The organism is Enterococcus sp. DIV0170, from assembly GCF_051710765.1.
Taxonomy (GTDB): Bacteria; Bacillota; Bacilli; order Lactobacillales; family Enterococcaceae; genus Enterococcus_A; species Enterococcus_A raffinosus.
This window is the reverse complement of sequence record NZ_JBIOLG010000001.1, coordinates 3,062,662-3,076,438: the sequence shown is the minus strand read 5'-3', so window position 1 is coordinate 3,076,438 and position 13,777 is coordinate 3,062,662. Positions and strand designations below refer to the sequence as shown.

16 protein-coding genes are annotated in these 13,777 nt (G+C 41.3%); 13 read left to right on the top strand and 3 right to left on the bottom strand.

The features are described from left to right. Window positions 1–207 precede the first annotated feature (207 nt). Window positions 208–528, top strand: a complete 321-nt coding sequence (locus tag IGI50_RS14885; protein WP_438777486.1) for a DsrE/DsrF/TusD sulfur relay family protein — start codon at window positions 208–210, stop codon at window positions 526–528. Window positions 529–572: 44 nt separating this feature from the next. Here the strand turns inward: IGI50_RS14885 and IGI50_RS14880 are convergent, their stop codons facing one another. Together IGI50_RS14880 and IGI50_RS14875 are read right to left on the bottom strand one after the other, a co-directional pair. Then, window positions 573–983: a hypothetical protein gene (locus tag IGI50_RS14880; protein ID WP_010745112.1), complete on the bottom strand. Its 411-nt coding sequence runs from the start codon at window positions 981–983 to the stop codon at window positions 573–575. Continuing rightward, on the bottom strand, window positions 968–1,420 hold the full coding sequence (locus tag IGI50_RS14875) for a LytTR family DNA-binding domain-containing protein (RefSeq protein ID WP_438777485.1): 453 nt from the start codon (window positions 1,418–1,420) through the stop codon (window positions 968–970). Before IGI50_RS14875 ends, IGI50_RS14880 begins: the two co-directional genes overlap by 16 nt. A 246-nt stretch (window positions 1,421–1,666) precedes the next feature. Here IGI50_RS14875 and IGI50_RS14870 point away from each other — a divergent pair, with 246 nt between their 5' ends. Together IGI50_RS14870 and IGI50_RS14865 are read left to right on the top strand one after the other, a co-directional pair. Next, on the top strand, window positions 1,667–2,098 hold the full coding sequence (locus IGI50_RS14870) for an effector binding domain-containing protein (RefSeq protein ID WP_438777484.1): 432 nt from the start codon (window positions 1,667–1,669) through the stop codon (window positions 2,096–2,098). Window positions 2,099–2,401: 303 nt separating this feature from the next. Continuing rightward, a complete protein-coding gene (locus IGI50_RS14865; RefSeq protein ID WP_438777483.1) occupies window positions 2,402–3,688 on the top strand; it encodes an L-lactate MFS transporter in 1,287 nt (428 codons plus the stop codon). Between the two features lie 52 nt (window positions 3,689–3,740). On the opposite strand, the gene IGI50_RS14860 is transcribed toward IGI50_RS14865, so the two are convergent. Continuing rightward, a complete protein-coding gene (locus IGI50_RS14860; protein ID WP_438777482.1) occupies window positions 3,741–5,660 on the bottom strand; it encodes a BglG family transcription antiterminator in 1,920 nt (639 codons plus the stop codon). 177 nt (window positions 5,661–5,837) lie between these two features. Here IGI50_RS14860 and IGI50_RS14855 point away from each other — a divergent pair, with 177 nt between their 5' ends. The 10 genes from IGI50_RS14855 to IGI50_RS14810 all read left to right on the top strand — a co-directional run bounded on the left by IGI50_RS14855 (window position 5,838) and on the right by IGI50_RS14810 (window position 13,691). After that, entirely contained in the window at window positions 5,838–6,152 is a 315-nt protein-coding gene (locus IGI50_RS14855) for a PTS sugar transporter subunit IIB (RefSeq protein WP_438777481.1), read from the top strand. 18 nt (window positions 6,153–6,170) lie between these two features. Continuing rightward, a complete protein-coding gene (locus IGI50_RS14850) occupies window positions 6,171–7,439 on the top strand; it encodes a PTS sugar transporter subunit IIC (RefSeq protein WP_438777480.1) in 1,269 nt (422 codons plus the stop codon). 74 nt (window positions 7,440–7,513) lie between these two features. After that, a complete protein-coding gene (locus IGI50_RS14845) occupies window positions 7,514–7,858 on the top strand; it encodes a PTS lactose/cellobiose transporter subunit IIA (RefSeq protein WP_438777601.1) in 345 nt (114 codons plus the stop codon). 11 nt (window positions 7,859–7,869) lie between these two features. Then, complete coding sequence (locus tag IGI50_RS14840; RefSeq protein WP_438777479.1) at window positions 7,870–8,658, top strand: histidine phosphatase family protein; 789 nt, start codon at window positions 7,870–7,872, stop codon at window positions 8,656–8,658. Between the two features lie 80 nt (window positions 8,659–8,738). After that, the gene (locus IGI50_RS14835; protein ID WP_438777478.1) at window positions 8,739–10,172 is read left to right on the top strand and encodes a glycoside hydrolase family 1 protein; all 1,434 of its coding nucleotides are present in this window, start codon (window positions 8,739–8,741) and stop codon (window positions 10,170–10,172) included. Beyond that, window positions 10,172–10,771 carry a YitT family protein gene (locus IGI50_RS14830; protein ID WP_438777477.1) on the top strand — a complete coding sequence of 200 codons (600 nt, stop codon included), beginning with the start codon at window positions 10,172–10,174 and terminating at the stop codon, window positions 10,769–10,771. The genes IGI50_RS14835 and IGI50_RS14830 overlap by 1 nt, the downstream gene beginning before the upstream one ends. Window positions 10,772–10,905: 134 nt before the next feature. After that, a complete protein-coding gene (locus IGI50_RS14825) occupies window positions 10,906–11,340 on the top strand; it encodes a MarR family winged helix-turn-helix transcriptional regulator (protein WP_010745124.1) in 435 nt (144 codons plus the stop codon). Window positions 11,341–11,343: 3 nt separating this feature from the next. Next, window positions 11,344–12,723 carry an MATE family efflux transporter gene (locus IGI50_RS14820; protein ID WP_438777476.1) on the top strand — a complete coding sequence of 460 codons (1,380 nt, stop codon included), beginning with the start codon at window positions 11,344–11,346 and terminating at the stop codon, window positions 12,721–12,723. A 144-nt stretch (window positions 12,724–12,867) separates the two neighbouring features. Continuing rightward, window positions 12,868–13,203, top strand: coding sequence for a hypothetical protein (locus IGI50_RS14815; RefSeq protein ID WP_438777475.1), 336 nt, complete (start codon window positions 12,868–12,870; stop codon window positions 13,201–13,203). 59 nt (window positions 13,204–13,262) lie between these two features. Further along, window positions 13,263–13,691, top strand: a complete 429-nt coding sequence (locus IGI50_RS14810; protein ID WP_438777474.1) for a MarR family winged helix-turn-helix transcriptional regulator — start codon at window positions 13,263–13,265, stop codon at window positions 13,689–13,691. Window positions 13,692–13,777 lie beyond the last annotated feature (86 nt).

Here is a 13,777-nt window from a genome sequence, read left to right as displayed (position 1 = left end):
CATAAGAGAATTTTTCTAAATGAAACACAGGTTAATCAAAGTAAACATGTAACGTAATAAATAGGAGAAGAAAAAAATCAAGGTTTTAACCTGACATCGGTTTCCTTTCAGGGGAAGTATATCAATCAATAAGCCAATTGTTTTTAATCATTGAAAACGCTATACTTTAAGAAAATACAGTGTTTTTTAAGACAAGGAGCGGGAGAGATGAAAGTAGCAATCATTTTGGAGACAAAGGAGCATGAAAAAGCATGGAATGCGTTTCGCTTTGGTGTAGCAGCACTAAAAAAAGCGCATGAAGTGAAATTCTTCTTAATGGGCGAAGCAGTAGAAGTTGAAAGCATTGAAGATGAGCAATACGACGTACCAGCTGAAATGAAAAAGCTGGCGAAACAAGGTGGAGAATTGTTAGCTTGTGGGACCTGTCTGAAATCTAGACAGCTGGAAGATCACACCGCTTGTCCGATTTCCACGATGTTCGATTGTGTAGAAATGGTGGAATGGGCGGATAAAGTCGTGACGTTTTAATAAGGAAAGAATCCCTGACATGGTTGAACCAGTCAGGGATTTTTTTAATGATTCAGTTGATTCAAACTTGATGCCATCTTTTTATTGTCATATTTGGAATAAAAATAGAAGGAAACGATATGCAGGATCAAGGTTAATAATAAAACCCCGATAAAAAACGGACGAATGAATGCAAACATCTGAGTCGAATAGAGATAGACACCTGCATAGGCGCATAAGGTATTAATCAGTGTACAAAGGACGATGTTAGTTGCAGCTTTCAAGGTAGAGTAGTTCCATAAATAAGGGTAAATGATACCAAAAACGATTCCTATCAAAAGACTAATCCCAATCAAATGCCAGATGTAACTAAATGGGATTTGTGAACGAAAGTCTGTGAGTGAACAAAGAATGGTAATCCAGACTAATGAACCGAAAGCGGCTTGAAAGAAATTATTTTTTAATTGTTTAAACATGAGAGTTTCTCCTTAATATTTTTGGCATAATAGCGGCTGACGACATAGACAGTGTTTGTTTTCGTGTGTACTTCTAGACGAGCATGTTCTCCTAATTGGAAAGAGTGAACACTATTGAGATTTAAAATTTGCGAATTATTGATCCGGAAAAAATGATCGGATTCAAAATGAACGAGTTCCTTCAAACGTTTTTGCAGCAGATAGGTCTGCTGATTCGTCAAGATCACTTTGGCTAGATGCCCCATTGTTTCAAAGGCTTCGATTTGAGTTAACGGAACTTTGACGGAGCGATTGTTTTTGGGATCTGTCGCCAGAATGATCTTTTCTTGTTGTAAGTGTTTTTCAAGCACCTGTAGCTTCGATTTATTTTCAGGATTTGCGCAGATATCAATTTCGTTTAATGGTTTTTCTTTTACCCAGGTAAAGTTGATGTTCATTGGTTGCCTCCTTTGTGTCTTTAGCATAGCAAGGATTTCCAGCAGAAAGAATCTTTTTTTCATTTGTTGCACTAAAAGACAGGTTTGTTGCAGTAAGAGCTGGATCTTAATGAATTTAATTAGCAAGCGTTTTTATTGCATCGAGTAACGGAGGGGCATATATTTAGCGTGTAGTAGAAAGGTTAGATTTTCTTTTTTTGAAAAAAGTTTATGGCTTGATAGCTGAAAGAAAGAGGGATGCGAACCATGTTAAAGATAGTTGAGAGAGAAGCACAGACGGTTTATGGCTGGATCACGACACTGCAGTCGACCAATTCACCGGAGGAACTAGCTGAGATAAGCAAACAAAAAATGCGAGCAAAAGAAGCGTATGCGTCAAAGGTCGAAGGCGATTTGTTAGCAGTGAATGCGGTGATTGATGGCGACCAATGCTATTTAGTGGGGAATACGGACAGTGCAGAGACACGTCCTTCAGCGTTTGAGCTACCGACAGGAAGCTATGCTTGTTTTGAATTGAGCTACACCGATCAAGTAGAGCTGGATCAATTGATTGGTCAAAGCTACGGTGAATTGATGCAGAATGACACCTATCAAATCGCTGGAAATTTCAATTTAGAAGAATACACAGGCGTCGGAAAAGTCTCCTTCTATGCGCCAGTTAAGAAAAAGGTCGAATAATTTAAAAAGAATTTTGGAAGAAGTGTATACCTGCTGAGCGTCTATCGTTTAGCAGGTTTTTGTTTGGTTTAACCTAAAAATAAGATTAAATCCCATATTTTTATGAAACAGAATTCTTTTTTTTAATAGTCAATCATGTCGTCTGATTATATTAAAATTTTTGTTGAATTTAATTAAATGAGAGCGTATACTCGAGGTTATTGGGTGTTTGAAAAAAATCTTTTTTTAAATAAAAAAAGATAACGTTTGTTATCTTTTGCCGCGCCCAATCATACAAATGCATTGAAATCAGGAGGGAAGAAGATGCGCAGGGAAAAAAATAGATGGCTGATCGCCTTATCAGGAGTAGCGATTCATCTGTCTATCGGTTCAGCATACGCGTGGAGTGTATTTAAGGAGCCGATCGGAGAGTTGACGGGTTGGGATAAATCGTCGATCTCTTTTGCATTTAGTTTAGCGATTTTCTGTTTAGGAACATCCGCAGCGTTTATGGGGAAATTTGTAGAAAAATTTGGCCCTAGAAAAACAGGAACGGTGGCATCCATTTTATTTGGATTAGGAATTGTCTCGACAGGTTTTGCCGTTTCAAGTCAGTCATTGCCAATGCTGTATCTGACGTACGGAATTATTGGCGGAATTGGTTTGGGGGCTGGATATGTCACCCCAGTGTCAACGATGATCCGCTGGTTCCCGGATAGAAAAGGACTGGCTACAGGCCTTGCCATTATGGGCTTTGGTTTTGCTTCCATGATTACCGGACCAATCGCCCAACAATTGATGGTGCATGTAGGTGTATCTAGAACCTTCTATATTTTAGGGATTGCTTATTTCTTAGTGATGTTTACAGCGTCGCGTTATTTGGAAAAACCGCCAGTTGGCTGGACGCCTGAGGGTTTTGAGGCGCCGAATCCAAAAGAAGAAGTAAAGGTTCAATACCGTGGTGTTCAATTGACCGCCAATCAAGCAATTAAGACGAAAACTTTTTGGTTATTATGGTTTATGCTATTTCTAAATATTACTTGCGGGATCTCGCTTGTTTCAGAAGCTTCACCAATGGCGCAAGAAATTACCGGTATGACAGCTGGAATGGCGGCAACGATGGTGGGGGTCATGGGTGTCTTCAATGGTTGCGGCCGTCTGGTTTGGGCATTAATATCAGATGTTCTTGGTCGAAAAAATGTCTTTACGATTCTTTTTGTGATCGATATTGTGGTCTTGTTGAGTCTCTCCGTGGTAAGCTCTCCATTGCTGTTTGCCGCGTTGATTTGTTTGCTAATGACTTGCTATGGTGCAGGGTTCTCCATCGTTCCGGCTTATATCGGAGATGTCTTCGGTTCAAAGGAAGTAGGGGCGATTCACGGCTATATCTTAACTGCGTGGGCCGCGGCGGGAATGTTTGGACCGATCTTCTTAGGGAAGGTCACTGAAATGTTCCATTCTTATACGAATGTCTTGCGAATCTTTGCCGTGTTGGCATTGGTTGGCTTTACAGCATCCATGATTATTCGTGCAGCTATCAAAGGACTAGCGGCATCAAGTAATGACGAAGCAAAAGCAGGATCAAGCTACGACAATACAAAACAAGCTTAAAAAATAAATGGAAAAGCGATTGAAATCAATAGGTTTCAATCGCTTTTTTGTATCAATAATTTCGTTTGATTTTTGTATCAATAAAGGAGCGGAAAGCATCAAACGTCTTGATTTTTTTGATTTCCTGGTAGCTTTGAGGAGAGTCGAATAATGAGATCAGCGCTTCGTAAATATCCGTGAACAAGCGGCGATCAATGTCGTTAATGGCTGCTAATAGAACGACATGCACCCTTTTTTCTCCCCATCGAATCCCTTTTTCCGAGATGGCGACACTGATTACGGTTTGATGGGCATCCATATAAACGGAGTGGGGGATCGCGATCGCTTCAAAGGCTGTTGAAGAAGCATGCTCTCGTTCTAGGACATGGGTTCGAAATTCTGGTGGAACGATTGCCTCCTTCTCTAGCACGCAGCAAAGTTCATCGATTACCGCATCAGAAAAATCCATCGTTAACTGGCTAGTGAAGAATTTTTTGTCAAAGTAATCCTCAAAGTTTTTCCTCAGAATACTTTTCTTCCGATCCAAGCGAATATCTCCGATTTCTGTAATCAGCATCAGTCGCTGCTCTTCATTAAAAATCGGCGACACCTCGATCACAATAAAATCTGTCGTTTCTGGTACAGGCAGTGTGGTGATCAACAGCTCGAAATCCAGCGCCTCAATTTCCGAAAATTTAGAGACAACGGTTTGAATGATTAAATCATTGCCAAAGTGATGATTCAACTTTTCATAGAGCTGTTCGTCTAAGTTCATATACTTAGGACAGAGGAGAACGGTACGAATTTTCGACAAATTTCGTTTTTGCCCCTCCAATTCCGAACCAATATGTAAAGCAATATAGGCGGTTTCGTCTTCACTGATGGTAATGTCGAATCGGCGGCTTAATCGTAAAGAGAGATAAACCGCGATATCGTAAACCATCGGGAAATCCTTCTTTAAGGAGTTCAGCATTGGGTTTTTCAGAGAAGTCTCTTGCTTGGCACGTGAAAAAAGGCCGCTGACATGTAAAGAAAAGGGAACGATGAAGTTTTCGCTCATTAAGTTGATCCCAAAGGTTTGGCGGACATCCTCTAAAACGTTCTCGACGGTTTGAGAGATTTCCTTTCCGACAATCTGCTCCAGCTCTTTTAAATTGTTGGAAGGAATGTAATTGGCATTTGCTTGAAAAATCATATGAATTTCTTCTTTTTCTAAGCGGTTCAAGGTCAAGTCAAATTCCCTTTCGATCTGACCGATCATCTTTGTCACCAGCTTGGCTTTATCCTCCCGCAGCCAAGAGCTGAACCAATTGCGGCTGACTAAGGAGTTATCATTGCGAACAGATTCCAGCAGGATCAGCAGATGCAGCATTAAGTTGACGAAGGAAAAGTCGTTCAGGTGATAATTTGATTCCTGCATAATCGAATGAATGATTCCAGAGAGCTTTTCAATGTCCTCCTTATCAAAAGTAGCCTCTAAAATTTGTTTATCAATAAATTTATGAGGCACTTCTTCAAAAATAATATAGGAGATCAAGCGACGCTTTTCCTTCTCCTCACCGAGGATCTGAATTTCCTCTTGCTTAAGCACAAATTTCACATGGTATTTCTCGTAGGCCTTGTTCATACGGGAAAGATCGGATTTTAAGGTGGAATAGCTGACAAATAATTCCTCTGACAAATCAAAAATATTGAGCCGCTGATTCTCCATCAAAATCCGTTTAATAATGAAAAAAGAACGTTCCTTGAAGCTTTGCGGTAAAACGGTATCATTTTTTGGCTTATCTAATAATTTCTCGGCTTCCTCACGGATCACTTGATAGCCTGCGTTAGAGGAAGTGATCACAGGAGAGGCACCCAATTTGTTTAAATCATAAATATAATTTTTGATGGTACGTACAGAAAGGTTCATTTGTTCCGCCAGCATTCTTGAAGAGATAGGAGTATCTTGCTGCAGCAGTAGTTTTAGCAGATTTTCTTGCTTTTCTTTCATAGCCTCATCCCTCCATAGGTCGTTTTGTTTATTATAGCGTGAAAGTCTAGAAGAAAAAATAGAGAGTTGCACGACCTGCGTGCAAGAGTCTAGTTGAGAGAAATGTGAAAAATCGAAATAATAGAGAGGTAAAAGAGAACAGCACGTGCAGAAAAAACAACTTAGGAGGACTTTGTCATGGAAACGTTAAATATTTTATTATGTTGCGGTGCAGGAATGTCTAGTGGCTTTTTAGCTCAGAAAACGAGAAAGGCTGCGAAAAAACGCGGGATTTCCGGGTCAATCGATGCTCGGAGTGAAAGTGAAGTGGCTTCGTACTTAGATTCGATCGATATCTTGTTATTAGGTCCTCACTACGCTTCCTTTAAAGAAGAAATGGCTGAACAAGCAGCCCCTCATAATGTGGTGGTGGATGTGATTCCACAGGATATTTACGGCATGCTTGATGGGGAAGGCTTGTTGGATTTTGCACTTAGTAAACTAGAAAAATAATGAGGAGGAACAAGGAAAATGAAAAAATTTATGGATTGGTTGGCGAATTCTTTTGCACCAAAGGCGAAGAAGCTGACTCAAAAGCCTTCTGTAGCTGGCTTATCAAGTGCCATGCAGAAATTGATTCCCTTCATTATGACGGGCTCAATTGTCTTCTTTTATAATGTTTTTCGTTCGTATATTCCGCAATTACCGGATTTGGGCAATATTTCAAATTATTCATTCGGAATGATCGGTTTGATCGCGGCTTTCATGGTGGCGAATCAATACATGGAGAAGTTTAAACATCCTAACTATGCCATTACAGCTGGAATCGTCTCTGTCTGTGTCTTGATGATGACGCTGCATCCGGTTGCCGCGAAAGAAGGGGTCTACGACATGGGACGCATAGGGCCGACAGGAATTCTGATCGGTGTAATCGTTGGAGCGGTTGTCAGTATCATCTTCCATTATTTCAGTAAATTGCATCTGCTGCAGCATTCGGAGCTGCCAGACTTTGTTGTAGAGTGGATCAATAATATCATCCCGATTTTCTTAAGCTTAGCCTTATGGTCAACCTTGATTTTTGCATTGAAGATCGATGTTTTCGAAGTAATCATCAATTTGTTTGAGCCGATTCAAAGTTTCGGGCAGTCATTGCCTGGGTTGATCTTACTTGTGTTGATTCCGGCCTTCTTTTATTCAATGGGCATCTCAACCTGGTTATGGTCTGCAATTCAAAATCCGATATTTATCGCTGGCATTGCTGCGAATGCCTTAGCAATGAAGAATGGCGATGTGGGAATGAATATCGTAACAAATGAAACCGTTTATAGTTTAGGGCTGATCATGATGGGCGGAACGGGAGCTACCTTAACATTGAACTTGTTAATGTGCTTTTCAAAAGCCAAGAAGTTGAAAACTTTAGGACGTATTTGTATAGGTCCTTCACTTTTTAATATCAATGAACCAATCGTCTTTAGTACGCCAGTGGTGATGAATCCGATCTTGATGATGCCGATGTGGATTAATTCAATTACAGGAAGCTGTGTTGTTTGGTTCGCTATGCGAGGCGGGCTATTGAATATTCCGCAGGATTTAATGCAGGTTGCTCAGATTCCAGCACCGATTTCCAGTGTGATGATCTTGCAGGATTTCCGAGCGATTCTCTGGTACGTTCTTTTGTTCGCGATGTATCTGCTTACGTGGTACCCATTCTTCAAGGTCTACGAAAAGGAAGTACTCGCAGAGGAGCATCAACAAGAAAAAGCGAACGAACCGATGACTGCTCCGGCAGAAGCGGTGTAAGAAAGACTCGTTTTCCTGTCATGTGGTCGTGACGGGAAAACGTCCTAAAAAAGAAAAGGTGGAATTTTATTATGATGGATGAAAAAGATTTGTTAGAGGAAGAAGAAAATGAATTGATTCCTGTTGCCATGCAGATTATTATCCACGCTGGAAATGGGCGTACCAAAGCACAAGAAGCGATCAAATTTGCAAAGGAACAGAATTTTGAAGGTGCCAGAGAGGCCTTAAAAGAAGCAAAAGACAACATTGTTTTGGCACACCGGTCACAGACAGAAGTGATCCAAAATGAAGCTGCAGGCAAGTGCTATGCACCAAGTTTGCTGTTTACTCATGCACAGGATCATTTAATGACGATCACCAGTGAGGTCAACATGACTAGGGATTTAGTTGATTTATTTGAATTAGTGATGACGAAATAGGAGAAGGGTGCATGAAGAAAAAAATAATTGCAGTGTTGTCTCTGTTGACCATCCTGTTGGTAAATTTCAATGGAGTAACAGCGGAGGCGGCAAAAGAAACGAAACCGACTAAAGAAACAACCATCTATGTAGTCAGACACGGAAAAACTTGGTTCAATACTCAAAATCAAGTCCAAGGATTTTGCGACAGCTTGCTAACAGAAGAAGGCGAAGCGCAGGCCAAGTTAGTTGGAGAAGGGTTAAAAAATATTAAATTTACCGGTGCTTATTCCAGTGATTTAGGTCGGCAGCGCAAAACCGCTCAGCTGATATTAGCTCAAAATACCAACAAGGTACCGCAGATCATTGAGAATAAAGGATTCAGGGAGAAAAATTTTGGCGGCTTCGAAGGACAATCCAATGATGCGATGAATCTGGCGGTTGCGAAAGCTTTGAATTTAGACTATCCCGAAGGCAGTGATGAGCTATGGGATTTCTTGAAGGAGCAGTTAACTGAAGAAGAATTAGCGAATAAAGTAGCCGAAGTTGATCCGACAAAAACCGCTGAGACCTATGATCAGATGAAACAACGGGTGGAAAAAGCGATGCCGCAGGTAATGAAGAAGGTCGCGAAAAAAGGCGGCAATATCCTGATCGTTTCCTCGGGTGGGATCATCCCGATTTTATTGGAAAGTGTCGCGCCAGGAGAATATCAAGGTGAAAAAATCGCGAATTGCAGTGTGACAACTTTGACGTATAAAGATGGGAAATACACTGTTAAAAAGATCGGTGATACCAGCTTCGTCGATCAAAAAGAATAATCAATGTGAAACCTGAAGCAGTCCGTTATTGACTCATCCTTCAGTTTTAATAATAAAGAAAAGATGAGGAGAGAAAACACATGAACAATGCATTTCCAAAAGACTTCCTATGGGGAGCATCCACCAGCGCGTATCAGGTCGAAGGCGCAGCACAAGAAGATGGGAAAGGCTTATCTCAGCAAGATGTCGTAAACAGTGAACGTCGCGAAAAATTCGGCTTTGCGGATGCCAGTGTGGCGAGTGATCACTACCATATGTACAAGGAAGATATCGCTTTATTTAAAGAGATGGGCTTTACTAGCTATCGCTTCTCGATTGCTTGGTCTCGAATTTTTCCAGATGGCGATGGCGAAGTGAATGAAGCGGGTGTCCAATTCTATCGGGATCTAATCAACGAGTTGAAAGCAAACGGCATCGAGCCAATCCCGACTTTGTATCATTATGACTTGCCTTGGCCATTGGTAGAGCGATACGGCGGCTGGCTGTCTCGTAAAGTAGTCGATGATTTTGCACGGTTTGCGAAATATGTCATCAATGAGTTCAAAGATGATATCAAGTATTGGATCACTATCAATGAACAAAGTATCATCGTGCAGTATTGGACACAAAAATGCTATATCCTGCCAGAATATCAAGACAACAATCAATTGCGCTATCAGATCAATCATCATATGAACTTAGCACAGGCGCTTGCGTGCAAATATGTTCATGAGGTGGGAGGCTTAGCTGGTCCAGCTTTGGGTTATGCCCCTGTCTATGCTCGTACCTGTAAACCAGAGGATCAAATCGCGGCGTTGAATGCCAATGATCTGCGGAACACGTATTACTTAGATGTTTACTTCCGCGGCTATTACAATGTGGCAGCGTTGACTTATTTGCAGCAGCATGGCTTGGCTCCAGAGATGGAGGAAGGCGATGAGCAATTATTTGCTGAAAACCTGTCCGATTTCTTCGCGATTAACTACTATGACAGTCAATGTGCCCATGCTTGTCCAGAGGATATCACTGAGCACAGATGGTCTGGTTATAATTTAACGGGTAAAAAAGGCGATATGTCCGGCTTTGAGACTCACCCTGGCTTTTATCAAATGTGTCCAAATCCAGAATTGAAGACGACTGACTGGGATTGGGCGATTGATCCTATTGGTTTGGAATATGTCTACCGTGATCTTTATACACGTTACCGCGTACCATTCATGATCACAGAGAACGGTTTAGGCGCCTACGATGAGCTGACACCAGACGGCAAAGTTCATGACGATTACCGTATTGACTACTTCCGTGAGCATATCCAAGCAACGAAACGTGCGATGGATCTCGGGGTTGAGGTTGTTGGATACATGCCGTGGTCAGCCCTTGATCTGCTGTCTACTAGCAATGGATACAAAAAGCGTTACGGCTTGATCTATGTTGATCGAACAGACGATGATGCAAAAGAGTGCAAGCGAATAAGAAAAGACTCCTTCTATTGGTACAAAGAGGTCATCGCCTCAAATGGAACGAAATTGGATTAATGAAGATGTTTTTACGAAATGTAATCTCTGTTCTGGGCTCTTCCTTAGTTGGTGTGGGTGTCGGGCTTTGTGTAGTGACGGGATTGGGTGCGGATGCCTTGGGTGTTTTGTGGGAAGGGATCGCCAAGCATTTGCCGATTACCGTCGGACAAGCCTCATTATTAGTCACTTGTACCTGTCTGATTATCGTCGCTTTGCTGGATAAAAAGGAGTTAGGTCTCGCGACCATTTTAAATCCCATCGCTACCAGTATTTTTACCGACGTGATTATCAATCAGATATCGCTGAATGTCGGAACAGGGGTAAAAGTGCTGGTCGTTATCGTCGGGATTTCCTTTATCGGGATCGGTTCTGGAATTGCCGCTGCGACCAACGCGGGAAAAGAAGGGTACATTGCCCTTAGTTTTGCCTTAAGCAAACGACTAACGTTTGATCTAGCAAAGGTTCGGATGGGTCTTGACCTGATCTGTTTTGTGACCGGCATGATTTTAGGGGGAAAATTTATGATTGGACCAATTATTGGTGTAATAATGATCGGTCCATTATTGAAAGCTACGAGTCAGTATTGTGGAAACAAGATGCAGCCGCTATTAGGTTGAATAGTAAAAGAGGAAACGATTGATGTTATGTTCAATCGTTTTTTCTTTTGTTCAAATAATGGTTGACCACTCAACTATTATTTGGTAAATTAGTTGAGTAGTCAACTAATTTATTTTGAAAGTGGATGAGGCCTATGAAACGAAGTGTTGGACGTTTGATCTCGATTTTGTATCGAAAAAATCAAATTTATTTAAATGCGGCGATGAAGCCGTTAAACATTACAACCGCGGAACAGCCGATCTTGATGTATCTCTATCGACATGACGCGGTCACGCAGGAGGAAATCAGCGCCTATCTTCAAGTAGACAAGGCATTGACGACTCGAACCGTACAGTCCCTATTAGAAAAGGGCTTAGTCACGAAGGAAAAAGATGAAAAGGACAAACGCTGCAATAAAATCTCTTTAACCCAAAAAGGCTTGGACATGCGAGAAGCAATGATAGAGAAATTCTCCGGCTGGAACAAGATCGTGCTAGAGGGGATGGACGAAGCAAAGCAAGAGCTGCTTTTTGAGTTGTTGGAGGAAATGGTTGAAAAAACTGAACAGCATGATTTAAAAGGAGGGTAAAAAATGGAGGCGGCAAATCCGTTAGGAACTGAAAAAGTTTCAAAATTATTATGGCAATTCTCGATTCCAGCAATTATTGGTATGGTGGTTAACGCGTTGTACAACGTGGTGGATCGAATTTATATCGGACATGCTCCAGGGTTGGGGGCAAATGGTTTAGCAGGGATCACGATTGGTTTTCCGATCATGATCATTTTACTGTCGATTGGTATTTTGTTTGGAGTAGGCGGTGCGACACTTTTCTCCATGAAGCTGGGAGAAGGAAAAACCAAGGACGCAGAGCTTGCATTAGGAAATGCTTTTTCACTGTTGATTATTAGCGGTCTTTTATTTATGCTGCTGGGGCATATTTTCCTATCACCGGTGTTGTCCGCATTTGGCGCTAGTGAAAAGATTTTACCGTTTGCCATGAGTTATATGCGGATCATCTTTTCTGGGGCGGTGTTCCAAATCGTCAGTATTGGTTTGAATAACTTTTTACGAGCAGATGGGCAACCAAAGTTAGCGATGATCACGATGTTCATGGGAGCTGGCGTAAATATCATTCTTGATCCAGTCTTCATCTACGTGTTGGATATGGGAATGGCCGGGGCGGCTCTAGCAACGATTTTGTCTCAATTTATTTCAATGGTTTGGATTTTGTCGTATTTCTTAAGTAAGCGAAGCCATCATCAGATTCAAGTAAAAAATATGCCGATCAAGCTTTCGATTGCCACAAGGATCACGGCGTTGGGAATGCCGAATTTTCTTTTACAGTTGGGAAACAGTGTGTTGAATGTCGTGCTGAATATGACGCTTTTAAGCTATGGAGGCGATATTGCGGTATCCGGTATGGGAATCGTAAATAGTATTCAAACGATTTTATTGATGCCGATCACTGGGTTGGTCCAAGGGGCTCAGCCGATCGTCAGCTTTAACTTTGGCGCGAAGAAATTTCAACGTGTAAGAGAAACTCAAAAGTATGCGATTACGATCGCGACGATCATTGTTTTACTTGGCTGGTTAGCGACTCGGTTCATGCCAGAACAATTGGTGCGTTTATTTAATAATGAGCCGGAATTACTCGCCTTTGGCGCAAAGGCTCTTCAAACCTGGTTTCTATTCTTACCTGTTATTGGTTTTCAAATCGTTGCGTCGAATTTCTTTCAAGCGACGGGACGGACGCGTTCTGCTATTTTCTTAACACTGACACGTCAAATCATCTTATTGATTCCGGCGATTTTGCTGTTCTCTCAAACTTGGGGAATGGACGGGCTGCTTCATGCGGCGCCTTTCGCTGATGCATGTGCGGCTCTTTTGACGGGTGTCTTCTATATCGGCGGAATCAAGCGATTAGCCAGAGAAGAATCCAATTTAAAAGAGTTAAATTACGAAGCAGAATAAGCAATGAAGGGTGTGCCGGTTACTTTAGGCACACCTTTTTGTTTACAAAGATAAGAGTTGCGTCGAATTTAGCCTATATTTTTATCAAAAGAAAGGACTATAATTAAGACAAAGGATCGTAGGTAGAAAACAGGAGGGAAAACAATGTTAGTGGTGAACGCGATTGAAAGAGCACATGTCGACTCGATTCCCTTGTTATTTGGCGCGGTGGGTCTTGTTGTTTTACTGATCAGTCTGCAACCCTATACAGGTGGTATCGGTTATCGGGGGATTGCTTTTCTCTGCTACGGGAAACGCATCTGGCAATTTTCCAATCGCTTGTTTGGCAGCTTATTTTTCACTGCATCGATGATTCTGTATTTGTGGTTCAAATTTGGTGAACCTTCTGCCAGTAACAAGATAATTTGCGTCTTCGTTGCATGCGTACTTTGTATTCTCGTTAGTGATGGTGTGACGTTATATCTCAAAAAATATGATTGACAAAAAAGAAAAATCGTTTTAATATAGTTAGCATGATAACTATTTGAGGAGAGAATAGAATGAAGGAGCCAGAAACAATTGGATTCGCGATTAGAGAATTATCAATTTTGATTGCTCGACATATCGAAAAAACGAGTGATGGGGGTCATATCAGAGGACCTCAGGGCTTTGCTTTAGGATATTTGGTACATAATCGTGACAAAGAAATCTATCAAAAGGATCTTGAGGAACAGTTGTCAATTCGAAAATCTACGGCCAGTAATTTAGTAGACCGGATGATTAAGAATGGCTTTTTAACGACAGCTCCTTCGCAAAAGGACAAACGATTAAAGCAATTGATTGTCACGGAAAAAGCGATTCAAACGACGATCGAGGTTGAAAAAAATATCGAGGATATTGAAAATATTTTGAAGCAAGGGATTTCAGAAGAAGAACTTGCACAATTTTATGCTACAATGCAAAAGTTCAAAAAAAATATTCAACAATAATCTGGTTGTCCTGACGATCAGATTTCTATTTCTACTAATAGTTAGCATGCTAATATAAAGCAGCATTTTTACCCGTTATTCAACGG